The sequence below is a fragment of the Glaciecola sp. 33A genome (assembly GCF_002836745.1).
Classification (GTDB): Bacteria; Pseudomonadota; Gammaproteobacteria; order Enterobacterales; family Alteromonadaceae; genus Glaciecola.
Genome location: NZ_PJAR01000037.1, coordinates 47,832 through 74,553 on the forward strand (window position 1 = coordinate 47,832; position 26,722 = coordinate 74,553).

Below are 26,722 nucleotides of genomic sequence, written 5' to 3' on the forward strand. Positions count from 1 at the left end.
CATTGCTTGCGCTATTCATTGCTTGCGCCATTCATTGCTTCACGCGCATTGTTGTGCTCCGAAGTTTTTAGCGAGCTTATACTGATACTTAATGCATCTACCAATGCCTGAATATCTTGGGTCTGATGAAGTGCGCTGAGGGTAATTCGCAGTCGATCAGCATGTTTAGGAACGGTTGGGCTTCTAATTGCACTAACCCAAATACCTAAGCTTTTTAGATGTTCACTCAATGCTACTGCTTTTACTGGGTCACCAATAATAATAGGCTGAATAGGCCCATCAATAGGTAAGATAGGCAAACCTGCTTGAGTTGCCAGCTTTTTAAACACAGCAATATTTTTATACAGTGCTTCACGCTCTATCCCCTTTCGCATTATTTGCAAGCTGGTTCTAGTTGCTCGCGCTTGTGCCGCAGGCATTGCGGTGCTGTAAACGTAATGTTTGGAGAAATTCACCATGTATTCTATGAGTTCATTTGAACCCGCTATAAATGCGCCTTGAGTGCCAATTGCCTTACCAAAAGTGCCCATTAACACATCGATCTTTGGTGCACGGCGAGTTATTTTGTGCACCGGTAGTGCAGAACTACCCATCCCATTTTCACCAATACAACCTATTGCGTGAGCATCATCAACCATTAACCATGCATTTGAATTTGTGTTATCTAAGATTGCTGCAATACCTGAAATATCGCCCTTGTCACCATCCATGCTAAAAATACCTTCAGTGACAACTAAGGTGTCCGTCTTCGGCGTTAACGTAGATTGCAGATGCTGGAGGTCGTTATGTTTGAATCTTGAGAATACGGCCTTTTTTGGGCCATTGTTAAGCTGCATGGCGCTGTCTATGAATGATGCATGCATTAGTTTGTCCGCGACGATGCTGCGCGGCACTTGCGTGCTTAAATTAGCAGTTTGAAAAAGCGCCTGACATAAGGCCTGATTGGCCGCAAAACCGCTTGAAAATAGCAATGCGTTATCAAAGTGCGTGTGTTTGCAAATATCCTCTTCTAATAATCGATGTTCACGAGAGTATCCGGTGACTACAGAAGAGGCACTGCTGCTAGCACCGTATAGACTTAAGCCTTCAGCAAAGCTCTGCAACACGTCAGGATGTTGACTCAAGCCCAAATAGTCGTTGCTCGAAAAGTTAATATAATGCTTACCATCGACCTCAATAATACCTTGGGTATTATTGACAACTTCAACACGCTTTCTGAGCAATGAATCAGCCCTTCTTTGCGCCAACTCTCGCTTTATAAAATCAAATGACATTAGCTAATCAACTGCTCAGTCTGCGTTTTAATTTTCTTGTCCATTGTTTTTTCGTCCATTATTTTAGTTTCAGCGCTGGGCTTACTTGTTTTAGCGCTTGCATCGACATATAGCGACGCATTTTGCTTTTGCGTTATTTCATCAGTTAACGCCGCTGCAAATGCTTCATCAGAATAGTCTTTAGTTTGCTTTGAATTAATTCCTAACTTATTAAACAACATCACATCTTCTTGGGTCTCTGGATTTGACGTTGTTAACAGTTTACATCCGTAAAAAATACTATTCGCGCCTCCCATGAAACACAAGGCCTGCATTTGTTCATTCATTGATTCGCGTCCAGCTGACAAGCGCACAAAAGACTGCGGCATCATAATGCGTGCAACCGCAATTGTGCGAATAAATTCAAATGGCTCTAAATCATCTACCGAGTCTAGGGGCGTGCCTTCTACTTTTACCAGCATATTGATGGGTACACTTTCTGGATGTTGCTCAAGATTCGCTAGTTGCACTAATAAACTAGAACGGTCGTCACCGGTTTCACCCATACCTACAATACCACCGGAACAAACATGCATGCCGGAACCGCGCACATTACCCAGTGTATCTAAACGGTCTTGATAAGTTCTGGTGGTAATAATGTCACCATAAAATTCAGGCGATGTGTCTAAGTTGTGGTTATAATAATCCAGACCTGCTTGTTTAAGCTCTATCGCTTGCTCGCGAGTTAACATCCCTAAAGTCATGCAGGTTTCTAGTCCCAGTTTTTTCACTTCACGCACCATGTCTGTGACATATGGCATATCACGCGCTTTTGGATTACGCCAAGCCGCACCCATACAAAAACGAGTGGAACCGGCTTCTTTGGCCTCTTTAGCACGCTCAATAACTTTATTTATTTCCATCAAGCGTTCTTTTTCAAGACCAGTGTCATAACGAGCACTTTGAGGACAATACGCGCAATCTTCAGGACAAGCACCCGTTTTAATCGATAATAATGTGCTTACTTGAACGTAATTAGGATCAAAGTGAGCTCTGTGCACCAATTGTGCCTGAAACAATAAATCGTTAAAGGGCAACGCATATAAGGTATTTACTTCAGGGATAGTCCAATCATGTCTTGGTTCAAATTTATTATTTTGTGGCTTAGCTGACGTCGCGGAAGTGTTCATGAATACTTATTATCCTGGTTAGTCCCATCACGTTTTATCGTGCTTGTAGGGTTTACTATTCTTATTATGTCCTCTAGTCTATGCACACCGACAAAGTTGTCAACTTTACTAAAATAAAAAACTGTACAGCAGGCTGAAAATTGAACAATATCGAATTTGACAAACGCCATATTTGGCACCCATATACCTCAGCAATAAATCCTCTCCCATGTTATGAAGTCGTTGGCACCAGTGGTGTTGAACTGACTTTAGTAGGCGGTGAAAAGTTAGTTGATGGCATGTCATCATGGTGGGCAGCAGTTCATGGCTATAATCATCCTTCTCTTAATCAGGCAGCACATAAACAAATCGACGCTTTTGCACACGTTATGTTTGGTGGTATTACCCATCAACCGGCAATTGATTTATGTCGTAAGTTAATCGACATGACGCCCGACGGTTTAAACAGAGTATTCTTGGCAGACTCTGGCTCTGTTGCAGTTGAAGTCGCAATTAAAATGGCGTTACAGTACTGGGCATGTCAAGGACGCTCACAAAAGGTCAAACTTATCGCCCCACGCAATGGTTATCATGGCGACACCTTTGCTGCGATGGCGGTCTGCGATCCAGTCAACGGTATGCACAGCTTATTTAAAAAAAGCCTAGTTGAGCACTTTTTTGCTCCTGCGCCGCAAACCCAGTTCGATCAAACGTGGAACGCGGATGATGTATTGCCGATGCGAGAAATACTAGAACAGCACCATCATGAAATAGCCGCCTTAATACTTGAACCAGTAGTACAAGGTGCCGGCGGAATGCGCTTGTATCACCCTGAATATGTTAAAGCCTGTCGAAAGCTCTGTGATGAATTTAACGTCCTACTGATTTGCGATGAAATTGCCACGGGCTTCGGCAGAACGGGTAAATTATTCGCTTGTGAGCATGCTCAAATCAGTCCAGATATTATGTGCTTAGGCAAAGCATTAACGGGTGGCTATTTAACGATGGCGGCAACGTTATGCACCGACGAAGTTGCCGAAGGAACGTGTGTTGGCGACCCTGGCGTATTTATGCATGGACCAACTTACATGGGTAACCCATTGGCATGCGCCGTTGCCAATGCGAGTATTGATTTGATTCTCGAAGGTGCATGGCAGCAACAAATTCCTCGTATAGAAAAACAACTACGTGAAGAGCTTGCGGGCCTCAACGACTACGAATCTGTCGCCGATGTCCGAGTGCTCGGCGCTATAGGCGTGGTAGAAATGAAACAGCAAGTCAATGTAGCTGAAATTCAGCAAATATTCGTAGAACAAGGCGTATGGATAAGACCATTTGGTAAACTAATTTATATTATGCCTCCGTATATTATTGAGCCCGAGCAATTAAAAAAACTCACGTCTGCAATTCATTTTGCAATTCAGCGCTTATATCCAAATTAGTCTTTATTGCCGCGAAAATCAGCGGCATTTAGACCATGCTTTTTCAATAGTTTGTGCATGTCGGTACGATTGCGACCCGCTAGATCAGAAGCGCGCGTCACATTGCCGTCGGCTAACTGTAGTAATCGGCACAAGTACTGATATTCAAAAGAATCTCTTGCTTGTGTCAATGTTGGCCAATTTTGTGACAGTTCAGATAACGCTTGTTCCACAAGGCTCAGGGGGATCACGGGAGTATGTGTTAATGCGACACACTGCTCAACAACGTTAACTAACTGCCTTACGTTACCCGGCCAATCGCTGGTTGCCAAACGTTTTAACGCATCTAATGAGAATCGAGTCACCTTTACGCCGTGCCTTTCAGCACTTTGTTTTAGCAAATGATTGGTCAACAAAGGAATGTCCTCAAACCGCTCTTTGAGTGACGGAATGCGTAAATTGACTACATTCAAACGGTAATATAAATCTTCTCTGAAACGCTCTTCTTCCATCTCAAGCTGCAAATCTTTATGCGTTGCTGAAATAATTCTGACATCAATATCGATATTAGTCGCACTGCCTACGGGTCGAACTGTTCTCTCCTGTATCGCGCGCAGCAACTTGACTTGTAAAGACGTTGGCATATCGCCAATTTCATCTAAAAACAGGGTACCACCGTGTGCTTCGCGAAATAATCCGGTTGATGATTGCACTGCGCCCGTAAATGCCCCTTTGGTATGCCCAAATAATTCAGATTCGAGTAAGTTTTCTGGTAACGCTCCGCAATTTATTGCCACAAAAGGCTTATTTGCACGATCGCTCGCGCGATGAATCGCTTTTGCTAGTAATTCTTTACCCGTTCCGCTAGCACCGTTAATTAGCACACTCACATTTTTGCCTGCAATACGATGTGCTTGATGCAATAACTTGGTCATTTCAGGTGCACGAGTGACTATATCCTTGCACCAATCACCAATATTGCTGGTTGTATTTTTCTGTGTTGCTCGAGCCAATACTTTTCTTAGTTCGTCATGGTCTATGGGTTTTGTAAGAAATCCAAAGACCCCTTTTTGTGTTGCCGCAACGGCGTCTTTAATAGTGCCGTGGGCAGTCATTAACACAACAGGCAAATTAATATAACGATGAATTATTTCATCAAAAAAGCTCAAACCATCTAATCCGGGCATGCGAATGTCACTCAATACAACATCAAATGTATTATTAAACATCATACGTAATGCTTGAGTTGCATTATTTGATGGTGTCACCTCATAGCCCTCACCTTGAAGGCGAATAGTTAATAGGCGCAGTAGATTTTCGTCATCTTCCACTAGTAATAATCGAGGCATATTTTTAGTTTGGCTAGCGGCCAACTCATCATTTTTTACTGGGCTTGTGATCATTTGCTATCACTCCTATTTTGATTCACCATCGATGCCTCAATATCGAGCAATTGCTCAACCTGTTTACGTTGTTTTTCTATCTCTTTATCTTTTTCTACAAGTTGAATTTCTTGAGCTGTAATCGTTTTTTCTTGACGCGCATTAACTTTGCTCAAAATAGTGATCGCCGACTCTAATTCCAATAACTGTTGGCTCGGTTGGAATATGAGAATATCCAATACTTGTGTCATCGACGTGTCGGTCAGCATTTGCAAGTCTTCAATCCATTGTTGTGCGCGTAATCGATTACGGTATGGCGTATCGTCGCCTTGGCTCAATAACACTTTTTCGATAAGTGATTTGGGGTCATTTGGCAACGCTTCAATCATATCGCTCCTGATTGGCCATGAAATAGTTGATAGTAAGATCAATTTGTCCGACCAAGCGTCAAGCTCACAGTAATCGCCAAAGCGAGCCATTGTTTCTGGAGATTGACAATATTTGGTCGACATTAACCTAACCACTTCGCTTGGTTCGCTCTTCAGTGGTTTTAGCAGTCCACAACCGATGAGTGAAAACATAGCCAATAAAATAAGCAAAATTTTCATTGTGTAACATTCCTTGGTAATTTAATTCTGAAACACACCTCTGCGTAATCAACATCGACAATAGTCACTGTACCACCGAGTAATCGAGAACAATCGGCAACAATGGATAAGCCCAATCCAGCACCAATAACTTTGTCATTGCGCATAAAGTCGCCTCGCTTAAAAGGTTCAAAAATGTCAGTGCGTGCCTCAACCGAGATTGGATTGCCATGATTAGCAATATCCAGAATGTAACTATTAATATCAACTGTAATTAAAACATAAATTTTAGTTTTAAGTGCGCCATGCGCTATCGCATTTGAAATAAGATTGTCCAATATTCGCCTAAATAATTCTGCATCAGTGGGTATATTCAGTGCGCCATCACTTACTTCAACCTCAACAATACAGCCAGATTGCTTTAATGCTAAGCCATTTTGAGTCAAACATTCTTGAATAATATTAGCACTTTTAATATTTTCAATGGAAGGTTCAGCTTGTTGCAATAGGGCATTGTAATCGAGCAGCTTTTCAATCAACAAATTTAATCTTGTGGTAGAGGCTTGGAGCAAAGTTACGACTTCTTTTTGCTGCATGCTCAACGGCCCTACCATTTCTTCTGCAAGCAATGCGCATCCTTCTTTGAAGCTAGCAAGTGGTGTTTTTAATTCATGCGATGCATGTCGCAATAGCGCCGTCCTTACTTTTTCAAGTTGTTGAATGCGTTGGTGTAGGGCAAATAAATCTTTTTCAACAGCAATTAATTCACGTGGTCCCGAAGAAGATTTTGCAGGTAGATCATTTTGATTTTCAGCAATAGCACCAATAATGTCTTTTAGCTTATTCACCGGCTTAATAATCAATTTAGTAGCGAAAATAATAAGGGTCAACGAGAGAATGGTCAACACTGCCGTTGACCATGCCTGTTTTTGCTGCAATTTAGATAGGTAGTCTTGCTGTTTAGATACGCGCTCATTGACAGTATCACGCACGCCATCGCTCAATGTGCTAACGGCTATCCGAAACGACTGTAAATGCGCATCAAGCACTATTTTATCAGTCATTGAGCTGTAATTTTCAAGTTGGATGAGTTGTCGATGCAGGTGTCCGCATACATCCGCATCATTTAGTTGTTGGCAAAATGGCGTTAGCTGTTCTTGCAATAAATTCAAAGAGTCGTCATTAAGTCGTTTAAGCGTGGCATTGGGGAGAACGAAGTGCTGTCGCAGCAATCTTTCGATATCAAGAGCCATGTTTTCCAAGTTTCTAATAGTGCCCGCTGTTTGAACAAAAAACTGCGTCTCTTTTACCGTATTATGATTTAATTTGGCTAAGTCATTTTGGCTTTGCCATAGCAAAGTAAACAGAGGAATGAGTGCAACAATGAAGCTACCAAATATGAGTTGTTTGAGAGACCGTATTTGCACGTGGCGAAATAATTTCAAGTGGATTTTTTCAAGCATTACATAGCCGGGGCGTAGCATCAATAGTTGCATATTGATAACACAAAAAATAATAGCCCAATGATCAATGTTCAGCCTTTGGTTATCTTGCTAACCTCTAGTTCGTCCAAACTAATGAAGCCGTCTTCGTTGCTATCAATTTTAGTAAAGTTTTCAAGCAGTGCCTCATGCCCGGCGGCTTCGCGTAAAGATATTAGACCGTCTTGATCGTTATCAAGCGTCGTCATCAGGCTTTCCTGAGCATGCGCCGCAGACGAGACAAGTAGTGCCAAAATACCCTGCATCAGCATGATGGTTAAAGCAATTGTCATTAATTTTTTGAAATTAGCCATATTATTTCCTTAATTAGCGCCTGTGAAATGCGTTCTAAATTACAAGTACCAGTGGCGCTTTTGTTATTTACTACCTACAACGAACGTATTCTCAGTAATAGGCTGCGTGAAAGAAGCTCTCGACAATGCCTATACAAAATACAAGCCAATATTTTTAATTGATTAAATTCAGATATTTAAGAAAAACACACCCTTTTTATAGCGTTAATGTGAAGCGAAAAACAGACACTTAATTAAAAGGCAAGCGGAACCTCATTTAAATTAAATATAAATACCATAATTTACAACAACTTAAGCTCACCATAACGGTGTCTCCATTAACAGACAAAGCATAGTTGTGATAGCTGCGATAGTCGTGATAGTTAGGATAGTTGTAATAGTCGTGATACTGAGTCAACTGATTAGAGCCAGCGTCAGAGTCTTGCAGAAATACGGTGCTTTAGCGCAGCGATGTGCGGCTGATGACATTAGCTTATAACTTACAGCGTGGTGTAAAAAATTGTGTTCAGCGTGATTAAACTGATAATAGTAATGCTCGCTAAAATAAAAAGATTTATACCAAAGCTATCGTTCTTTCGTCTATTCCTTCGCAAGCGCAGGATCATTGAGACCAAACTTAAGCCCAAACAGACTTGCAACATAGCCAACAAGCCATCGACATGTTCTTTTGACCAATATACTCGACCTTCAACTCCCCAAAATTTTTGCATGCCACTGATAAATTCTGGGCGAGCATAGTGAAACAGCACCAGTGCGACTATGAGCGAAACCCAGGCGGCAGCGTTTAAAATAACCATGCACCTAAATAAAGGTTCCTTGCTCACAGTCGTGTGTCGACGATTAGTAAACCCTGAAGGTTTTCCTGCGTCCTCTCTTTCAGTCTGATTTTTTTTATGAATATCCTGCATAATCCAATTTGCCTACTGTTATGTGCCGCATAGTTAAGTATACTTGGCAGCTAAATTGAGACCTGAATGAGAAGTCTCTAATATCGCACGCCTTGCGTACAACTTTGCTAATTTTGACACTTGCATTTTTTTTATACAAACTTTAATGCAAAGCAGGTTAGTGAAGCAATAAAAAATGAATTGGTGAAATCTAGTTATGCCCATGGAGAATAATATGACATATGCACCAGTCGCCGATGTTTTGGCTGGCAAATATGGTGTCAACGACACTGTGACAATTAAAGGTTGGGTAAGAACCCGTCGTGATTCTAAAGCGGGTCTTTCGTTTATTAACGTGCACGATGGTAGCTGTTTTGACCCTATTCAGGTGATTGCGCTGAATACGCTTGAAAACTATGATGAAATCATACGTCTCACAACCAGTTGCTCAGTGTCAGTGATTGGCACAGTGAAACAATCTGAAGGACAAGGGCAAAGCATTGAAATTGATGCAAAGTCAGTGGAAGTATTGGGTTGGGTAGAAAATCCAGATACTTACCCAATGTCCGCCAAGCGTCATAGCATTGAATATTTGAGAGAACATGCTCACTTACGCCCACGCACTAACATCATAGGGGCTGTAACACGCGTTAGAAATTCATTATCACAAGCGGTACATCGCTTCTTCCATGAGCAGGGTTATTTTTGGATTAGTACGCCCATTATTACCGGGTCGGATACGGAAGGCGCAGGTGAAATGTTTCGCGTTTCAACACTTGATATGATGAACATTCCACATGATGAGCAAGGTAACGTTGATTATAAAGAAGACTTTTTTGGCAAAGAAACCTTTTTAACAGTATCAGGTCAGTTAAACGTTGAGACATACTGCACCGCTATGTCAAAAGTTTACACCTTTGGACCTACTTTCAGAGCTGAAAACTCAAATACGAGTCGTCACCTAGCTGAATTTTGGATGATTGAACCAGAAGTCGCTTTCGCTGACTTATCAACGGTTGCACAATTAGCTGAAGACCTATTGAAATATGTCTTCAAAGCAGTCTTAGAAGAACGTTTAGACGACATGACTTTCTTTGCACAACGCGTAAACAAAGACGTTATTACTCGATTAGAAAACGTGGTGAACTCTGAATTTGTTCGTATGGATTATACCGATGCGATTGAAATTCTGCAAAACAGCGGCAAGGCATTTGAGTTCCCAGTTGAATGGGGCGTTGACTTGTCGTCTGAACATGAGCGCTATTTGGCAGAAGAGCATGTTGGCGCGCCTATTATCATGCAGAACTATCCAAAAGATATTAAAGCATTTTATATGCGCATTAATGATGACAATAAAACGGTTGCAGCGATGGATATATTAGCCCCTGGTATTGGTGAAATTATTGGTGGTTCGCAGCGTGAAGAACGTCTTGACGTATTTGACCGACGCCTAGCAGAAATGGGCTTAAACCAAGAAGATTATTCTTGGTACCGCGACTTACGTCGCTATGGTTCGGTTCCACATGCCGGTTTTGGTCTAGGCTTTGAACGTCTGGTTGCTTACGTTACAGGTGTGCAGAATGTGCGCGACGTTATTCCATTCCCAAGAACACCTGGAAATGCTCAATACTAATTTTTAGAAAATAATAACGCAGTTAAATGGCTTAATATGCTCTTCGTATTAAGCCTTTTTTATATTTACGCTAAATTAAGTAAGGTGTTGTTAACCGAGTCACTAAAACAGCATCAACAGAAGACATATTCACTGCCCTCAATGACGTGAGTCAGCTAGTATTATCATACGAATATATCGACCATCAGCTTAGACGCCTATGATACAGACCGGATGGTTAACGGCAGTTTGGCAAATAGAATATTATCTCAAGTACCTGACTTTACGCGTGTTGACGCTGCGCTACATTACGACATATAAGCCGACACAAAAGTGCCGTTAAATATTGAGAGCTTATTCGCTGAAGGCTTCTATCCATGCGCTCACAACGATGACAACATTACTATTGGTGAGCCTGTAAACGCCAGATTAAGCATTTCATACCAATTTTAAAAGCTAACTTGTTGTCTATCCCTAAGACTACTGATTATTTTTTTAAGAACCGCTAGCCTATTTTTTAGAAATTGCTCCCAACCACTTACCAAGAAATCCTCAAGCTAAGAATCAAATCATCGAATTTGTCGTTATTGACATGTTAAAAAATTGTTGTTTCATTGAGTAAACGAGGTAATATTACAGATGCATAATTTAGCTACTGATAATTTCAGTTCCGCTAATGAATTGCAGACCATAAATTCATTTTCAAAAAACTGATATACATGAGACAAAACAAATGTTTGCACATGGCAAAAAAACATTTATAGAATACCTTCAAATTGGCACTACAGACGAAAAAAGTCTAGACGCGAATCAGCAGTTATTTGTCTCAAATTTATTTTCTTTTATCGGGTACACCATCACATTTGGTCTCGCCCTAAACGCCGCAATTAGTGGTAAGTCTGTGTTGTCAATTTCACTATTTTTTGCCAGTGTTATCTTTTTCTTTTGCCATCAGGTGCACCGCTTTCCGAAGTTAGGTAACACCATTTTAATCTCTACAAGCGTGGTTTTTATTAATCTGTTGATATTAATGCTCTACCTCGTCTATTCTGGAGGTGTGTCTAATACAGGCCCTCTTTGGATCTATCTTGTGCCCCCTGTGGCGTTCTTTTTTAATGGTTTGCGTAAGGGGATTAAAGGCATTACTGTTTTTGTAATCATTCTCAGTATTATGCTGTTTTATCCACACGAAGCATTGCTACAAACGACATATACGCTGGAATTCAAGCTGCGCCTGATATTGTCATTCCTTACCGTCACCTTACTCTTCGGCTTTTATGAATATTCACGCCAGCAGTCATACAATCATATCGAGGAACTTAGCCATAAGTACGAACAGCAAGCGATGCATGACGCATTAACGAATTTGCCAAATAGACGAGGAATGCGAGTATATTTAAATCATGAATATAATCGGTTAATGCGCTCCAAAGAACCTCTGTCTTTACTTATTTGCGATATTGATTATTTTAAACAAGTGAATGACAAATACTTTCATGATGGCGGTGACTTTGTGCTTCAAAGCTTATCCAAATTTTTTGTTGAAAAAATTAGACAACAAGATGTTGTGGCAAGATGGGGTGGAGAAGAATTTTTGTTTTTACTGCCAAATACTAGATTAGCGGATGCGGTAGTACTTGCAGAAAAAATTAGACAGCATGTTGAGGGGCACATCATTCAATACAAAAACAATGACATCAAAATTACGATCAGTATGGGTGTAAACGAAGTTACTCCCGATGATAATATCGACCAAGCTATAAACGTAGCTGACCATTCACTCTACAATGCTAAAAAAGAAGGTCGTAATCAAACGGTTTCTGCTGATATGATAAAATGAAGTACGTAAAACTTGTAGAGAAAAATAACGGTGAATATTGATCGAATAGACAAAGAAATTCTACGAATCATTCAACAGGATGCGGCGCTAACAACCGCCGAGATTGCTGAACAAGTCGGGCTGACAACAACGCCTTGTTGGCGACGAATTCAGCGTATGCAGGACTCAGGGATCATTATAAAAAAGGTGACCCTTCTTCAACCCGAAAAGCTAAACCTTATGTTGACTGTTTTTGTGAATGTCAAAGTTGCTACACATGACTCTAGTTGGCTCAAAAAATTTGCTGAACATACTCAAGCTTTTGAAGAAGTTATTGAATTTCATCGATTAAGTGGTGAATTTGATTATATGCTCAAAGTCCTTGTTTGTGATATGCAAGGCTATGATCATTTTTATAAACGCTTCATTTCAGGTATTGAATTGCGCGAAGTTACCTCAAGTTTTGCCATGGAGAAAATTAAAAATCAAACGGCTATTCCACTTAATCATTTATAGCGTTTAAGATAACGAGTCTGGATTTGTCCTGGCTAACGACACTTTTTGCAATATTTCAGGCTTATCTCGCAAGTAAATAGTAGGTACGACACTCGCTGAAAAACGGTCACCTAGCGAAATGAAGCATTTATTTATTTCCAGACTTCGTGTTTCACCCAGTCCACTTCCATGGTCCAATTTTGGGTCATAGGAGAGTCATTGATCTTTGCGAAGTTCAGGACAGCAAATAAGGGCTCAGGGAATTGGTCTTCATCCTTGCTATTACGGTAGACCTCCACTCCATCGAGGCGGAAAATGATGTCATTGCCAAGTAATTCTACTGAATAATCATGGTATTCACTCAGCGTTGCGGCTTGCACCAACATCAGTGCCTGCCAATCACCACCATCACAGTAGCCTAAACTTGTTATTGCGCGAGCTGCATAGTGATCAGGGCCACCATCACTGTGATGTTCAAAAATATCGATTTCACCTGAACCGGTCATTGGCCAACACACAGTTTCATTGGCTTCTTGCACTGGTGCTTCGTTGTTCAAAGCACCCAGCAACCACCAAGCCGGGAACATGCCTGGTTGACCACTATTCTGGACCTTTAATCTAGCGGTCCACTTACCTTTGATAAATTCCTTACGGTTTTTTGAAGCAATACGACCGGCCACATATTGTGTATCGTGATGCTTTTTACCGTCTTTACTGATGTTGTCACAAGGACGCTTTTCACCTAAGTCAATCACTCTTAGTTTGAGAGTACCTTCGCTGACTTCCCGTGTATTGAACTGATTATCTGGCACATAACATTGGTCTTCTTTATTCACCCATATCATCTGGTCTTGCCAGTTTTCTGTGTTAAAGGTGTCAAATTCATCGACGAAGTCTACTTGCCAACCACTAACCGCTGCGGCATTTTCTTCTTTAACGAGCTCTTCTGAGGTGGGCCCCGAACAAGCAGAGACTAAAACAGCTAATGTAATGATGGACGAAATATATTTCATCTGATCTCCAAACATAAAGTAGATTATAGAATAATTACGTTCAGGGCACTAAAAGCCCTATAACAATAAAACAAGAACACCTAGACTTTGCAGTATATCCCATATATGAGTCCTTCTACCTTATGGATAACGTTAGTTTGGACTCTATTTGAGACCAGTGGGAATATACCTCCTCATTGCATCAAAACCTGAATTAATTATCCGAGAGAGGATTTTCTTAATGCGATATTTCAGATACGATGACACAAACAGACGGTCGGCAATTAGCAGCGTCCACAGGTAGTTGTGGACAATACTTAAGGAACGCACTTATGGGGGGCACTTATGGAGAGCAGAAGCACCGGTAAGAGTCAGCGGCCGTTGGGGGTTAATTTATGGCGTCAATTGGCGCAAAATATCTTTCACATTTTGCTCATGCTTACTTTGCCATTGCGCTAGCGTTTGCTGAAGGTCCGTGTCGCGTCGACTGACCGCAACGGCCAAAGCTTCTGATGCTTGGGCTTTTGGAATAACGGCTATGCCGTCGTTATCGGCAACAATAATATCACCGGTATGCACGTTTACACCACCACACACCACGGGGTTGTTAAGCGGTATGTAGACTTTTTTCGCGCCTGGTTTTGGACACGTTCCAAGTGCGTGGACTGCAAATTTAATATCAACCACTTCATCTAGATCACGAATAACGCCATCAATCACAAAACCAGTAATACCTCGCGCTTGTGCAATGGCGCATACGTTACCGCCGCTTACGGCATACTGATCATTGGCTTGTACAACCAAAATATCGCCAGCTTGGGCAGCATAAATGGCGGCGTGCAACATCAGGTTATCACCTTGACCGCAATGCACGGTAAAAGCTCTTCCGGCAATACGCGGCATGTTTGGCCATAAAGGATGAATGGCATAATGCATAAATTGATGACGGGGCAGCGCATCCGCTAAATCGCATGATGACACTTGGGCAAAATCGTTATAGGTGGGATCAGTCATACCGAAATATCTTTACTGTTTTAGGCGTGAGACATAATCTATCATATGGAACAATAAAAGGAACCTCATGACTACTGTAAAATATGCAATGTTTTTAGCACTGTTGATTTTTTGTATTCAAAAGTCTCATGCAGAATCACCTTCTGGAAAACATCAATTTGTATTTGACCAATGGCAAGGAAAACCCTTAAACGTATGGGCTTACACTCCAAGTAATTATGCACCTAACAGTAAAATATTGTTTGTTATGCACGGCGTTAAAAGAGATGCCGACCGTTATCGAGATGAATGGGTCGCATTGGCAGAGCAACATAATTTATTGCTAATTGTTCCGCAGTTTAGTCAACAAGACTTTCCTCGGGCCCTTGGGTACAATTTAGGTAATGTGTTTATAGATGATAAGTACCAGCAAGCTAATCCACCTGAGGTATGGGCATACTCTGCAATAGAACCCTTATTCGATTATGTAAAATCAACATATGCAAATGTCAACAACACTTACAGACTATATGGCCATTCGGCTGGTTCGCAGTTTGTGCATCGTTTTATTTTTTTCGTCCCACAGGCTAGAGTTTCAAAAATAGTCAGTGCAAATGCGGGTTGGTACACAGCACCTGATTTCAACATTGCTTTCCCTTACGGATTAAAAAATACGATGGTTACTCAGGACTATCTAATTGCTTCGCTGCAAAAACCAGTGGTTATTTTGTTAGGAGAGGCTGACAATGATCCTAACGATAAGTATTTACGCAAGGCTGCGCCGGCTATGCGCCAAGGACCACACAGGCTAGCACGTGGAGAATATTTTTTTAATCAAAGCAAACAGGCTTCACAGCGATATGCAGTTAATTTCGGTTGGCAGCTGGTAACTGTGCCTAATGTCGGTCATAAAAACGGTCTAATGGCCAACGCTGCGGTTGCTTATCTGGTTGATGAGGAAGCCACTCCCAAAGTCATTGTGCTGAAATAAAAACGCCTAGCTTGGCTAGGCGTTTTTGTATTTATATAAAAGCTTGCGCCTCTATTTCGTGTTTGGTGCTGGACGTGGATCAAAATCAGACATTGCCATATAAGCGGTTATCATCGCCCATACAGTTTGGTTCTGCTGAATATCCTCAGGCTTAATTTTGTCCAAGGTATCATTTGGCGTGTGATGATAGTCAAAGTAATACGTACCATCTTGTTTAAGTGCAATCACAGGGACGCCATAATTTGGCAACATCGACACATCCGGACCGCCTTTGGTCGTGTTGTTGCCAAGTTTAACGCCCATCATGTTAAGCGCTGAATACAAATCGGCAGGGTCATTTCTTACCGCTGCAGCAAAACCTGTATCAAGTTGGTATATTTGTCCCGCTCCAAAATCAGACTCTGCAGCAAAAATAATATTTCCCAATGTGTTTTTATTAGTACGGACATATTGATAAGCACCAACTAATCCAATTTCCTCTGCCGCATAAAGAACAACCCGAATTGTTCTTTTAGGCTGACCTACCGCCTCTTTTACTAGTTTAGCTGCCGCCATTACAATACCGACACCCGCTCCATCATCGAGTGCACCAGTACCCTCATCCCATGAATCTAAATGTGCCGATATTAAAATAACTTCATCTGGTTTTTCTGACCCAGTGAACTCACCAATAACGTTATAAGATGTTTGCCAACCTGCGTCTTTAGCCTGCATGTTGATATTAAGAATAATATCTTGTTGAGCACTTTTTTGAGCACTAAACATAGCTTCCAAATTATCTGCATCAGCGGTTGAAATAGCACCCGCTGGAATTTTTTCAATATCGTCGGCATAACGCATGATGCCAGTATGAGCAAAGCGCGAGTTGTCAGTACCGACAGAACGAATGATAACGGCTTGAGCACCTTGTTTTGCGGCTTCAACCGCACCGTTTACTCTATTTGGAACAACTTGACCATAAAAACTGCCGGCTCGGTCACGCTCCATTCTTGTGTTTAGAAAAACAATATTACCTTCAATCGTGGCTTTCTCAGCGCTAGCAAGTGAATCGAGCGAATCAAACATGACCACTTTTGCTTCGAGTCCTTTTTCCGGCGTTGCGATAGATCCGCCCAACGCTGAAATAGCTAACACCTGGGGGAAAGGCGAAACCACTTTCGCATCGGCAAAACCGCGCTCCCAGTTTCTAACCCTAACAGCTTGTTTGTAGACTTTATCAAAGCCTAATTCATTGAATTTTGCCTCAGCCCAAGCGACAGCCCGCTTATCACCCTGTGAACCTGCGATCCTTGGTCCAACCTCAACCGTGAGCGATTTCACAATTTGGTAGGATAAACCGCTTTTTTGACTATTCTCTTTTACGTTTAAAGCGTGCGCCAATGCTGGCGTACTAGCGGTATTTACTATTGCGTTCTGTGCGTTGTATGGCGTCTTTGCGCAACTAGCTAAGAGTATTACCAAACCAATTGAAAGAATAGCTACCCCAATTTTTTGTCGCATTTTATTTTGTATTCCAATTATTATCGTTAGTGCGTAAAGTAAACACGAATATGGCTGTTGTCTAGTCCACCGCCTCATTTTATCTTAATATAAGCCAAAGTCAGGCGGTAGAGTGTGATACAAATTACTCAACATAATTCATAAATCTAAAGATTGATGGTAAAACAAACATGCAATATCAACCTTACGATTTTTACTAACATCAATCATAAAACCTCAAATAACAACCAGAATAAGGAATCCTATGTTTTCAATTTCAGTTGAACGCACAATAGATAAACCCATCGCCGAGGTTTTTCAAGTATTAAGCGAGCATGCTAATTATTCGCAGTTCAAGGGCGTTGATAAATCTAGTCTTATAAAAAAAGGGAAAGACGACGTTAATGGCTTAGGTGCAATAAGGGAAATTCAAGCTGGCGGTGCTACCTTGCATGAAGAAATTATTGCATTTGAGCCGCCTTACTTACTTGGTTACAAAATAATTCATTCCAAACCACTCCCTTATAAGCATAAACTTGGCGAAGTTAGGCTGACTGAAGTTGATGGCAAAACGCATGTGCATTGGCGTTCTCAAGGTCATATTTCAATTCCGCTGCTAGGTAACTGGTACTTTGACAAAAAAATACAGCAGGGAGGTCAACGTGCTTTCGGCAGTATTTTAAAGTTTATTGATAATATGCCCCAAATACCCACTAAATCAGTCTAAAAGGACACGCTTCAATGCCTGTATTGCATGATTTTTTTGCTAGTAAAACCGTGGTTATTACTGGTGCAGCTTCGGGTATAGGCAGAGCATTAGCCAACGTGTTTGCTGATTTAGAATGCAAAGTGGCAATTTGCGACATTGATGAGTCGGCGCTATCTGACGTTGCTTTACAACTTAAATCAACCCACCCTGCATTGACTCTATTTACAAGTGTCCTTGATGTTGCCAATAAAACTGATTGGGGAACCTACTTAGCTGATGTGGCGAGTCATTGTGAACATATTGATATAGTGATCAATAACGCAGGCATTGAAGGTTCATCACAGCCGGCTTGGGCGTCAGACGATGAACTTCTTAAACGTGTTATGAACGTCAATTTTTATGGCATGGTTTATGGCAGTAAAGCCGCCCTTCCGTATTTAACTCAGCGTTCTTGGGCAGCATTAGTTAATGTGTCTAGTGTATTTGGATTGCTCGCGCCTCCAAATACTGCGGATTATTGTGCTAGTAAATTTGCTATTCGTGGCTACACGGAATCATTACGTGCTGAGCTCGAGCTGGTGCATCCTCAAGTGCAAGTGCATCTGGTTCATCCTGGCGGTATTGATACAAATATCACCAGATTAGAGCAAAGTAAAAAATTTAAAGAACGATTTTTAACCACTAAGCCGGAAACCATAGCACTGCATATCGCGAACTCAATAATGCGTAATAAAGCGCGTATCGTGTTTGGTAATCAAGCGACTAAAACACATATCGCTTCACGAATTTTACCATTGAAATGGTTGTCTAAATTAAGCGGAAAAGAAATACACGGACTCGGTATGGAAGACGATTACCGGACTGACCACGCTGGCTTTACGATCAAAAAATCAGATCATTAGGAAGTGAGCCATTGGTTTACTTATTTGCAACTGAGTGGCTTCAAATATCCTGACTATATTGTCCAAATCGTAGCCTTTACTTTTAGAACACCTTGCATGTCAGTAAAAGACAACATGGGAACGGGTAAATTCGCATTACATGACTCTCGCAAGCTGACAAATTCAGTTTCAGTTGTGCCTACTTTAACGTGTATATTGTTGCGTTTTTTTGCAACACGGTGGTTCCCCAAGCATATTGGTCTCGAGGCGCGCTTTTGTAATCGTGTCCAACAAAAATTCTAGTTTGATCCGGACATGATACTATTTATTGAACCGAGTGATGTTAGGTTTAGGCCCCAAAATAAAGCGCTGTTAATAATAATATTTAAAGCGCATGAATGCGTTGCTTGCATCTTCAAATTGCTTAAAGAAGCTAAACCGTTGTTTGCCGTAAAATAAATTAAATCCGCCTGATAACTGCCACTGATCAACGGGGCTGTAATCAGCACTTAATTTTAAATAACCATCTTCATCACTAGTGGAATAAAAGTTAAACGCGTTTAATGTCAATGTTTGTTGCATAACCCGATACATAAAACGTTGAGTAAACAAAACGCGACTTCGATTTGGATCGAACTCAGGAGCCAGAGAATTTGCTTTTAGGGCATCAAAATCATTTGTATGCTCCACATATAGTTGTGCACTTGCCGTTAAATTTTTGACTAATTCCTGCTCATAACCCAGCAACCAACGCATTTGACTATTAGGCACTAGAGGCTCGTTACCTTGTTCGTCCTCGGTCGAATCGTAATAGGCAATTTCTATATTTAATAAGCCCTTGGCAAAGGGCGTTATTGCGCTAGCACCGTACACTCTCAACGTCGAAAAATAGGGCTCGTCAAATTCAGTGAAACTAGCGGGCGATTTATGCGCTCCAGTATAAGCATAGGCGGCATATTCGGTTGAACCTATGGTTTTATAAATACGCATCGCATACGTTGGCGAGCTGGGTTTGTTAGGTGATGAGACATCAAAGCCAGGCGCTATATTAGCTCCTGCAAGAGGAGAAAAAAACGAAAAGTAGTCACCATTAATATAATTATCAGGGGTAAATTTTGGTGTGATCACAAGATCAACATTGGCCCAATCGAAAAAACCAGATACTTTTGCTGAAAACGATGGCGCTTTCAAATAGTCATCGTCTCGTCCAGCAAAAAAAGACTGAAAATCTTTTGGGAATAAGTCATTTAAGAATACGTAATCACCTGTACCCCAAGTGAGTATCTGCAGGCCAACTTTGACATCTAGTTTCTTACCCCAATCACCTAAGTCGACTAATGCATTCAAGCCGCCCTGCCAAACCAATTCCCTAACTTGGAGTTTTGTTTGATCAAGCACACCGTCATAATAAAAATCGGCTGTAAATTTGATCCCCGAAGCGTCAAAGTCTTTATCCCATTGCAATTGTGCTCTTAGATCAGCCAATGTTTTTTCCGTATTAATAACCGGATCAGATGACAAACGGGCACCCAACGCTAGCTCCATAAAGCCAGAAAAGCCATGAGAGGGAGTTTCTTCCATCCCCCACTCTCCCAAATCCCACGGCTCTTCTTGAGCTAACACCGAGCCCGATAATCCCAAACAAAGTGTCAGTGTCGGTAAAATAAAGTTCATCTTAATTTAACCATTCACGCGGCGGATTTCGCAAACTGCGCTCGCTAAACACGTCATCGCCTAAGCCTAGGTCAAAGCTAATATTACGAAACTCCATTAAAGTATAAGCGCCACTTTCAAGGTCACTTACTTTTGAGCGAACAACGGTTGGAAAACCTTGTGTCTCCTCAATCTTTAGCGCTTCTACGCGACGATAGTTTGTGTTGTCAGCGTTGAAAAAATTAATCAATATTGGCAGGTTGGTCTTTTTGTCAATGGTCACAACATAATGTGCAAATTCAACAGTATCAGGCGCTTTAGGAGTTGCTTTTAATAGATATGCAACATCCGTTTCTTGTTGTAACTCAAAGTTATCCTCTGAAATAGCGCGACCTGACACATCTTCATAAAAAAAGTGCGAACCGACAAAAGACGTACGCCTGTCACCTGAAGAAATACGTTTAACTAAATCAAGTGCAGGCAGGTACAACCAGCGGTCGTCTTCAACCGTCAGATCAACGTGTTTTTCAACTCTAAATACCGTGTCTTTAACATCAGCGGGCCTTGAAAAGAAGACCATCATTTGCTGGTCACCATTGTCTTCAATATCGCGACGCAAAATAGTGAATTGGCGCATTTGCTTTCTGTCTTGAGCATCAACAATCATCATTCTAGCATCAGAGCGACCGTCATTACCGCTGTAATAAGCGGCTTTTTCAGCATTTTTTACAATGCTTGCTACATCAACAGAGCTCAAGTCTGCACTCATACCAGGCAATGGCGCGGCTGTTAGAGTTACTGCTATTAAGGGAGCTGCTATCGAAGGCGCTGCTATAGAAAGCGCTGCTATAGATAGCAGTAAACTCAAGGTAATCACGTTCAATATTTTCTTTAGCATCTTCGTTTTCCTTATTTATTTAAAGACAATACGTTTGCCCATGGTCATCACCGCAGGCAAAATTAACAGGGTCACTAAGGCAGAAATCGCCATAATGCTGGCTAAAAATATTCCTACAGTTATGTACGGAACAAGCGGTGCAAACAACAAAGGCGTAAAGCCGAATGCGATTACCAAGGCATTACGGGTAATGGCGGTTGCCGGTTCGTCGAACATCAAGTCAAAGGTTTGTTTAATATCATTGGTTCGTTTAAATACTTCACGTGCCCTTTCTAAGAAGTGGATGGCAAAGTCAACCGATAAGCCTAACGTCAGTGCGGACAATACCGCTATCGGCATGTCATAATCTTTGCCAATAATGCCAATTAGACCGTAAATAAAAGTGATTGTGATAGTTAGTGGCAGCATCGCTAATACGCCAAATACAACTGAGCGAAACAGTAACACCATCATGATAAACACAATGACAAAGGCACCGATAAGGCTATCGAGCATGCCTGCGACCATGTTGTCCTGCCAAACAACGTTCAAATACGCTTTACCGGCCCAACGTAGTTGAATGTTTTGTGGCAACGGTTGCTGACTTATAAACTTGTCAACTAAGGCAATAACGCTGCTCATATCCTGATTGTCACCTGAAGTCATTTGCAGCCAAATTAGCGTTTCTTGATAATCTGGCGTCACAAAATGCCACAAATCATTGGGACGATGTGATGACTGATACTGCAGTAACGTTTGCGCGACCGCCTGCGGCGAATTAGGCAGTACATAATCCTTTTGCTCACCCGATCTTAATTCTCTATTAACCACTTTAGCGACATCGGCAAGTGAATTTGATTTTCCGACTAATCCCGATGCTTTTAAATAGTCTTGTAATGATTCGACATACGCGAGTAACTCTGGAGACTGAAATGCCTTAGATTGGCTTAATGCTGACTCCGCGTTCTGTAATGTCGTATTGAGATAGCTCGCTTGCGTATCAGATGCGTGTGAAAATAACTTGTCATCAATATTAATTAACAATTGCTGATACTGCTCACTAAGAGGTTGTCCAGACAATTGAGTGACCTGATCCGCTGCCCAACTTGCTAGACTGGTAGGCTTGTCTTTAGCGAGTAACTCGTCAAGCGACAGTAAGGAATTGCCCGAACTAAGAACGACATAAGCATCATAGGTTCCAGCAAAGTTTTCATTCAACACTTTATCAGCAATACGAATTTCATGGCCTTTTTTGAACCAACGCACCGGATTATCGTTAATTTCAATTTGCGTTATTCCCCATACTGAAATAGTGAACACAACAGCAAAACTTAGGACTAGCGAGGTTTTAAATTTGAGTGCAAAACCACCTAGAAATTTAGCTATTTTAGCTATTCGACTGCCGCCTTGCTGGGAATGCATAACTAATTGTAACTTTTGTAATGACGCATTGTTCATTCGTGATAAGTAGGATGGCATGAAGGTGATCGTGATTAAAAACGCGAGTAATATCCCCGTTCCAACAAAACCTCCGAATATTTGTACTGGTGGTATTGGTGTTAGCATGAGCGAGTAGAAACCCACAGATGATGTAATTGAGGTATACAGCATTGGTGTAAACAGATGCTCAACGACCTCTTCAATTGTTTCATTCAGATCTGCCCCTGGTTTATATCGGTCACTAAATTCAGAAAGAATATGCACTGAGTCGACTACCGCAATAGGCATCAAGAAAATCGCAATCATTGAGGACATAATATGCACGGTATAGCCCATACCTATGAGCGCACCCATCGTGATCACCACGGTTGCCATTGCCACAATCATCGGCGCTATAATGAGCGGAATATTTCTAAAAAAGAAAAACAGCAGTATGAAAATCGTTAATCCGGCTAGTGGTGCAGAAATACCCATTTGAATAAACATCTCAACACCAAACTGGTCCTCAGCAACAGGTAAACCGGTGATATACCAGTCGGCATTGCCATTTAATTTGCTAATATTTTGTCTAATTTGCTCAGCTATTTTGTAGCTTTCATTTTTGTCTTTAATCGGGACATAAATGGCTGCTGCTTTGCCGTTTTGAGATACCAGTGTGTCTTGCAGCAATGGCAGTCTAGCTAGATGTTCTCGAATTTTTGCGCCTTCATCGAGGGTTGAAGGCGGTTTGTCCATCATCCATTCAAAGCGAATTGTGCCTGACTCGGATTGGCTAATATTGTCGACAGTTGATATTGACATTAGGTCAGCTGAAATAACACCTTCAATTGACAGTATTGACTGCGTAATGTCATATATGTCAGTGAGTGATGATGGCGTAAATACGCCATTTTCGGTGCTGGTATCAACCACTCCAACGACAATCGAATCATGCATCGCAAAACGGGTTTTTACCTCGTTGTGAAACAAACGTGCTGGATGCTCTGCATCGAGCATATTCTCTGGGTCAGTATCAATTTTTATACGCGGTATTTGCGCCGTAAAAAGTAATGCTAAAACCACCAATATTGTATAAACAACTTTAGGCTTTTGCGTACAAAAATGGACCAAATTTTTAGTTATGTTTTTCATTTTTTTATTAAAATTTTACTAGCATCCGTAGAGTGTAACGCAAAATACGCACCAAAATGCGCGTCAACACGCCTAAAAAGTCAATAGAAGCACTTTAACATACTGATATATATATAAAATTGAGACATTTAACCATGTTTACGCATTAAACCGTGTTGTTACTATTCGATAGTTATGCATTACCGATGAAATCGCTCACTAGCGCGGGACTCGCCCGCAAGTGACTTGGCGATGGTCTTTTTTAGAACACCTTAATTTGAGCATATTAACGCAATCGTCTCACCATAGGGTGAAATCGCGGTTTTAGTAATACCCGATTGGCAGAACTCAGACTCAATAATCATTGGACTCCAGTCACCTTCTGCCTGAAGATATTCACCTTTGGCTATGATCTGTCGTTGGTAAAGTTTACTGCCATCGCTAGCGATCAGGTGTCCTGTTGCACTTACTGAAAAATACTCACTCCCTTGTGGTAGTTCACTGACAACAATCGTTTTCTTACTTTTAGTGTTATAGGCTTTCAACTCATTCTGCTGTTGATTTTGAGCATAAAGATACCAGTTAGATTTTTCAAATTGATGAGTATTTATCGATGTAGGCACTCCCTCTCCATTTTGTGCTAAATATGTTTCCGGATTTCCGTTAACATTGATAGCTCGCAATTCAATCTGATCGTTATCCTTTTCTCTTACCAGCAAAAAGCCAAAATCCTTTGGTGCCGACGCAGCGGCAAGTTGATTTTTACTTAAACGCGCAATACCACGCATACTATTTTTTGATAAGTCCCAGACAAACACATCTGCTTCCTGTTTATTTGAGATACCTAAAACCTGCGTATAGTAAAGATGATTCCTATCAAAGAAATGAGGGTTATCTGCAATTGCTAAATCAGTTGAAATTTGATTTAGTTCTTTAATTGGCGCTTTTGCTCGTAAATCTAATTTACCTAAAAATAAGGTATTGTTTTGCTCAGCAAACACATTCAGTGATAACAAGGTAAAAGCACCAAGGGAACATACAATTTTCAACACGGTTTTTATCATAAACCACTCCTAAATTTCTAATTCTTTGAATAACGCTTCAAATGAAAGGTGTTTTTCAATATCAAATGAACGATTAATTAAACGTGCCACGTCGCGCGCCGAAATAAGACCTCTAATTTGGTGTCTTTCACGGTCGATGACTAGACAATGTTGTTGATGGTTATTTCTCTGTGTTTCTAATACATCGCTAACTGAAGCGTTGGTAAGCTCTTCGTAATCAAAGCACTTCAGACTCTCTCTCGGGTGCATAAAGTCGCTAACCAAGAGTTCATCCCGATGCGTATTTTTATTTACTTTTTTAAGGACGTTTTCTTCGGATAGGTCCTGTAATCCAATCAAGCCAACAAACTTATTATTATCATCTACCACTAGCTTCATTCTAACGTGAGCGCGTTTCATCATTGCCTCTACATCTATGGCCTTAACATTAGTACCGATGACTCTAGGCAAATTATGGTGGAAATCGGTTAGAATACTTAGCGCTGGCGTGTTTTTTGAAATCGATATATTCTCGTCCGGCCAAACTAATTCATCAATAGATTCAGTATTATATAGTGTTAAATTTTTCATAAAAACCATTCCTTTTTATTATCATATAGGTGCTAAAACGACTAATAGCAAGTTTTAGACATCGTAAAATATTCATTAATTTTTGAATCTGAGTGTTACTAATAATGAAATGGAGGGGCTCGGATCGGGAATAAAGCGCTGCTTGATAATATAATAAACACACCACTTAAGCGGGCATTTATGTTTACAAAACGGACTGTGGCTAGGCAATAAAGAAGTGGAACCATATCCATTTCGACATCATCGATGTCTTCAATACCGACAGTTTCAGAATCGGCGCTGCAAGAAAAAACTGACGTGTTTTTGTCAAATTGCGCGATGTCGTCGCTTGCGAAAGCGGCGCTTGCGGCAAATATGGACACTAAAATCAGAAATATCTTTAACATTGGTTGATTCCGTCTTCTACTGTTTAAAATATGTAGGCATTTTATTATTATTCAAGAGAAAGCCTAAAATTTATAATATCCACTGCAGAACCAATGGCAAAGTTATGAGCCGCAATCTGCTCAACACTACTAAAGGTAACATCTTCATTGAGCTATTGGTAAATTAGGCTTTAATAATCAAATTAAAATAATACTTTGACATCAAGATAAATTTATACTATCTTGATATCAAGGTAAATAAAACGTGTCGTATAATTTGATAGTTTGATTTAAAACTTATAAGTATGCTGCAAATAATATCTATCAAAAATCGTTATTTAAATTAAGGGAGGCACATACAATAATGTTCATTATAAAAGCATTTAAGAAATTTTTTAAACGAAAGTATCCATATTCTCCCGTCGCTATTTTAGGAAGAAAAACAGTTGAACGTATACTCGGCGCAGATATTATAAAGCTAAAAAAACTTGAAGAAAAACAGAAAAAAGGTCGCGAACAAGAAGCTGCCAAGAAATAACCTTGACTGGAATTATATCTTGACGCAAAGATAAAGTATCCGTATGTTAATTTTATAAAACAATAAGAAGATACAATCTGCATGGATTCGGTTCAGAACAAAGTTCAACAATGGTCAAAACAAATGCCTGATTTGAACACAAAACCCATGGCTCTCATCGCCCGTTTACAGCAAACAACGAAAGAAATTAACGGCGAACTTTGCACTCACTTTGAGCATTACAAGCTGACCGATGCTAGCTTTGACGTTTTGGCAACACTGCTTCGTGCTGGCCCACCCCATTCGTTGTCCCCAAGTGAGTTAATTGAGCAAATGCATATTACCTCTGGCACCATGACGACCAGAATAGATAAGTTAGAAAAGAAAGACTTAGTAAAAAGAAAAACTAAAAAACACGACAAACGCAGCGTCAATGTGGCGCTTACTAAGAAAGGTTTAAAATTGATTGATGAAGTCATTTTAGAACATGTAAAAACTCAAGAAAAAATAGTTTCTGTGTTTAATCAAGAAGAGCAATTCATTTTTAACGCTCTATTAGAAAAATACCTCGCTCATAACGTAAGCAAAAATAGATAAAAAGACTAATTAAGTGAAAACTACGTAGCTTGGACCCTACAGGTGATTGAGTTGATTTGACTGT

The 26,722-nt window shown here is 40.8% G+C and carries 25 protein-coding genes; 9 read left to right on the forward strand and 16 right to left on the reverse strand.

Features of this window, described 5'->3' with window-relative positions; all coding sequences use genetic code 11:
- Positions 1–11: 11 nt before the first annotated feature.
- Together CXF81_RS08265 and bioB are read right to left on the reverse strand one after the other, a co-directional pair.
- The gene (locus CXF81_RS08265; RefSeq protein WP_101180897.1) at positions 12–1,274 is read right to left on the reverse strand and encodes an 8-amino-7-oxononanoate synthase; all 1,263 of its coding nucleotides are present in this window, start codon (positions 1,272–1,274) and stop codon (positions 12–14) included.
- Entirely contained in the window at positions 1,274–2,443 is a 1,170-nt protein-coding gene (gene bioB / locus CXF81_RS08270; RefSeq protein WP_101180898.1) for a biotin synthase BioB, read from the reverse strand. Before bioB ends, CXF81_RS08265 begins: the two co-directional genes overlap by 1 nt.
- Positions 2,444–2,583: 140 nt before the next feature.
- On the opposite strand from bioB, the gene bioA reads away from it, so the two are divergent.
- Positions 2,584–3,864 carry an adenosylmethionine--8-amino-7-oxononanoate transaminase gene (gene bioA, locus CXF81_RS08275; RefSeq protein ID WP_101180899.1) on the forward strand — a complete coding sequence of 427 codons (1,281 nt, stop codon included), beginning with the start codon at positions 2,584–2,586 and terminating at the stop codon, positions 3,862–3,864.
- Here the strand turns inward: bioA and CXF81_RS08280 are convergent.
- The 5 genes from CXF81_RS08280 to CXF81_RS08300 all read right to left on the reverse strand — a co-directional run bounded on the left by CXF81_RS08280 (position 3,861) and on the right by CXF81_RS08300 (position 8,515).
- Positions 3,861–5,246: a sigma 54-interacting transcriptional regulator gene (locus CXF81_RS08280; RefSeq protein WP_101180900.1), complete on the reverse strand. Its 1,386-nt coding sequence runs from the start codon at positions 5,244–5,246 to the stop codon at positions 3,861–3,863. The two genes, bioA and CXF81_RS08280, sit on opposite strands and share 4 nt — an antisense overlap.
- Entirely contained in the window at positions 5,243–5,833 is a 591-nt protein-coding gene (locus CXF81_RS08285) for a hypothetical protein (RefSeq protein ID WP_101180901.1), read from the reverse strand. Before CXF81_RS08285 ends, CXF81_RS08280 begins: the two co-directional genes overlap by 4 nt.
- A complete protein-coding gene (locus CXF81_RS08290; RefSeq protein ID WP_101180902.1) occupies positions 5,830–7,308 on the reverse strand; it encodes a sensor histidine kinase KdpD in 1,479 nt (492 codons plus the stop codon). The genes CXF81_RS08285 and CXF81_RS08290 overlap by 4 nt, the downstream gene beginning before the upstream one ends.
- 38 nt (positions 7,309–7,346) lie before the next feature.
- Complete coding sequence (locus CXF81_RS08295) at positions 7,347–7,607, reverse strand: calcium-binding protein (RefSeq protein ID WP_101180903.1); 261 nt, start codon at positions 7,605–7,607, stop codon at positions 7,347–7,349.
- A 479-nt stretch (positions 7,608–8,086) separates the two neighbouring features.
- The gene (locus CXF81_RS08300) at positions 8,087–8,515 is read right to left on the reverse strand and encodes a hypothetical protein (protein ID WP_101180904.1); all 429 of its coding nucleotides are present in this window, start codon (positions 8,513–8,515) and stop codon (positions 8,087–8,089) included.
- A gap of 214 nt (positions 8,516–8,729) precedes the next feature.
- Between CXF81_RS08300 and asnS the strand changes: the two genes are divergently transcribed.
- The 3 genes from asnS (at position 8,730) to CXF81_RS08315 (ending at position 12,441) form a co-directional block, all read left to right on the forward strand.
- Positions 8,730–10,127: an asparagine--tRNA ligase gene (gene asnS, locus CXF81_RS08305; RefSeq protein ID WP_101180905.1), complete on the forward strand. Its 1,398-nt coding sequence runs from the start codon at positions 8,730–8,732 to the stop codon at positions 10,125–10,127.
- A 712-nt stretch (positions 10,128–10,839) separates the two neighbouring features.
- Entirely contained in the window at positions 10,840–11,946 is a 1,107-nt protein-coding gene (locus CXF81_RS08310) for a GGDEF domain-containing protein (RefSeq protein WP_101180906.1), read from the forward strand.
- Positions 11,947–11,976: 30 nt separating this feature from the next.
- Positions 11,977–12,441 carry an Lrp/AsnC family transcriptional regulator gene (locus CXF81_RS08315; protein WP_101180907.1) on the forward strand — a complete coding sequence of 155 codons (465 nt, stop codon included), beginning with the start codon at positions 11,977–11,979 and terminating at the stop codon, positions 12,439–12,441.
- Between the two features lie 131 nt (positions 12,442–12,572).
- Here the strand turns inward: CXF81_RS08315 and CXF81_RS08320 are convergent, their stop codons facing one another.
- On the reverse strand, positions 12,573–13,433 hold the full coding sequence (locus CXF81_RS08320) for a family 16 glycosylhydrolase (protein WP_101180908.1): 861 nt from the start codon (positions 13,431–13,433) through the stop codon (positions 12,573–12,575).
- A 372-nt stretch (positions 13,434–13,805) separates the two neighbouring features.
- On the reverse strand, positions 13,806–14,426 hold the full coding sequence (locus CXF81_RS08325) for an RraA family protein (protein ID WP_101180909.1): 621 nt from the start codon (positions 14,424–14,426) through the stop codon (positions 13,806–13,808).
- A 67-nt stretch (positions 14,427–14,493) separates the two neighbouring features.
- Here CXF81_RS08325 and CXF81_RS08330 point away from each other — a divergent pair, with 67 nt between their 5' ends.
- Positions 14,494–15,396, forward strand: coding sequence for an alpha/beta hydrolase (locus tag CXF81_RS08330; RefSeq protein ID WP_101180910.1), 903 nt, complete (start codon positions 14,494–14,496; stop codon positions 15,394–15,396).
- 51 nt (positions 15,397–15,447) lie between these two features.
- On the opposite strand, the gene CXF81_RS08335 is transcribed toward CXF81_RS08330, so the two are convergent.
- On the reverse strand, positions 15,448–16,896 hold the full coding sequence (locus CXF81_RS08335; protein ID WP_101180911.1) for a M20/M25/M40 family metallo-hydrolase: 1,449 nt from the start codon (positions 16,894–16,896) through the stop codon (positions 15,448–15,450).
- Between the two features lie 244 nt (positions 16,897–17,140).
- Between CXF81_RS08335 and CXF81_RS08340 the strand changes: the two genes are divergently transcribed.
- Positions 17,141–17,602 (forward strand): SRPBCC family protein, encoded by a 462-nt coding sequence (locus CXF81_RS08340; protein WP_101180912.1) that lies wholly within the window; start codon positions 17,141–17,143, stop codon positions 17,600–17,602.
- A 14-nt stretch (positions 17,603–17,616) separates the two neighbouring features.
- Positions 17,617–18,486 (forward strand): SDR family oxidoreductase, encoded by an 870-nt coding sequence (locus CXF81_RS08345; RefSeq protein ID WP_101180913.1) that lies wholly within the window; start codon positions 17,617–17,619, stop codon positions 18,484–18,486.
- 351 nt (positions 18,487–18,837) lie between these two features.
- Here CXF81_RS08345 and CXF81_RS08350 read toward each other — a convergent pair whose 3' ends face one another.
- From CXF81_RS08350 to CXF81_RS08375, 6 genes are all read right to left on the reverse strand, one after another.
- Positions 18,838–20,139 (reverse strand): hypothetical protein, encoded by a 1,302-nt coding sequence (locus CXF81_RS08350; RefSeq protein ID WP_101180914.1) that lies wholly within the window; start codon positions 20,137–20,139, stop codon positions 18,838–18,840.
- Position 20,140: 1 nt separating this feature from the next.
- On the reverse strand, positions 20,141–21,016 hold the full coding sequence (locus tag CXF81_RS08355; protein WP_198556354.1) for an outer membrane lipoprotein-sorting protein: 876 nt from the start codon (positions 21,014–21,016) through the stop codon (positions 20,141–20,143).
- A gap of 15 nt (positions 21,017–21,031) precedes the next feature.
- Positions 21,032–23,566, reverse strand: coding sequence for an RND family transporter (locus tag CXF81_RS08360; RefSeq protein ID WP_101180915.1), 2,535 nt, complete (start codon positions 23,564–23,566; stop codon positions 21,032–21,034).
- A gap of 251 nt (positions 23,567–23,817) precedes the next feature.
- Positions 23,818–24,609 (reverse strand): hypothetical protein, encoded by a 792-nt coding sequence (locus tag CXF81_RS08365; protein WP_232771850.1) that lies wholly within the window; start codon positions 24,607–24,609, stop codon positions 23,818–23,820.
- Positions 24,610–24,618: 9 nt separating this feature from the next.
- Complete coding sequence (locus CXF81_RS08370; protein ID WP_101180916.1) at positions 24,619–25,179, reverse strand: CBS domain-containing protein; 561 nt, start codon at positions 25,177–25,179, stop codon at positions 24,619–24,621.
- A 98-nt stretch (positions 25,180–25,277) separates the two neighbouring features.
- Positions 25,278–25,565, reverse strand: a complete 288-nt coding sequence (locus CXF81_RS08375) for a hypothetical protein (protein ID WP_101180917.1) — start codon at positions 25,563–25,565, stop codon at positions 25,278–25,280.
- Positions 25,566–25,908: 343 nt separating this feature from the next.
- Here CXF81_RS08375 and CXF81_RS20060 point away from each other — a divergent pair, with 343 nt between their 5' ends.
- Positions 25,909–26,082: a hypothetical protein gene (locus tag CXF81_RS20060; protein ID WP_198556355.1), complete on the forward strand. Its 174-nt coding sequence runs from the start codon at positions 25,909–25,911 to the stop codon at positions 26,080–26,082.
- A gap of 81 nt (positions 26,083–26,163) precedes the next feature.
- Positions 26,164–26,658 carry a MarR family winged helix-turn-helix transcriptional regulator gene (locus tag CXF81_RS08380; RefSeq protein WP_232771852.1) on the forward strand — a complete coding sequence of 165 codons (495 nt, stop codon included), beginning with the start codon at positions 26,164–26,166 and terminating at the stop codon, positions 26,656–26,658.
- The last annotated feature ends 64 nt before the right edge of the window (positions 26,659–26,722 follow it).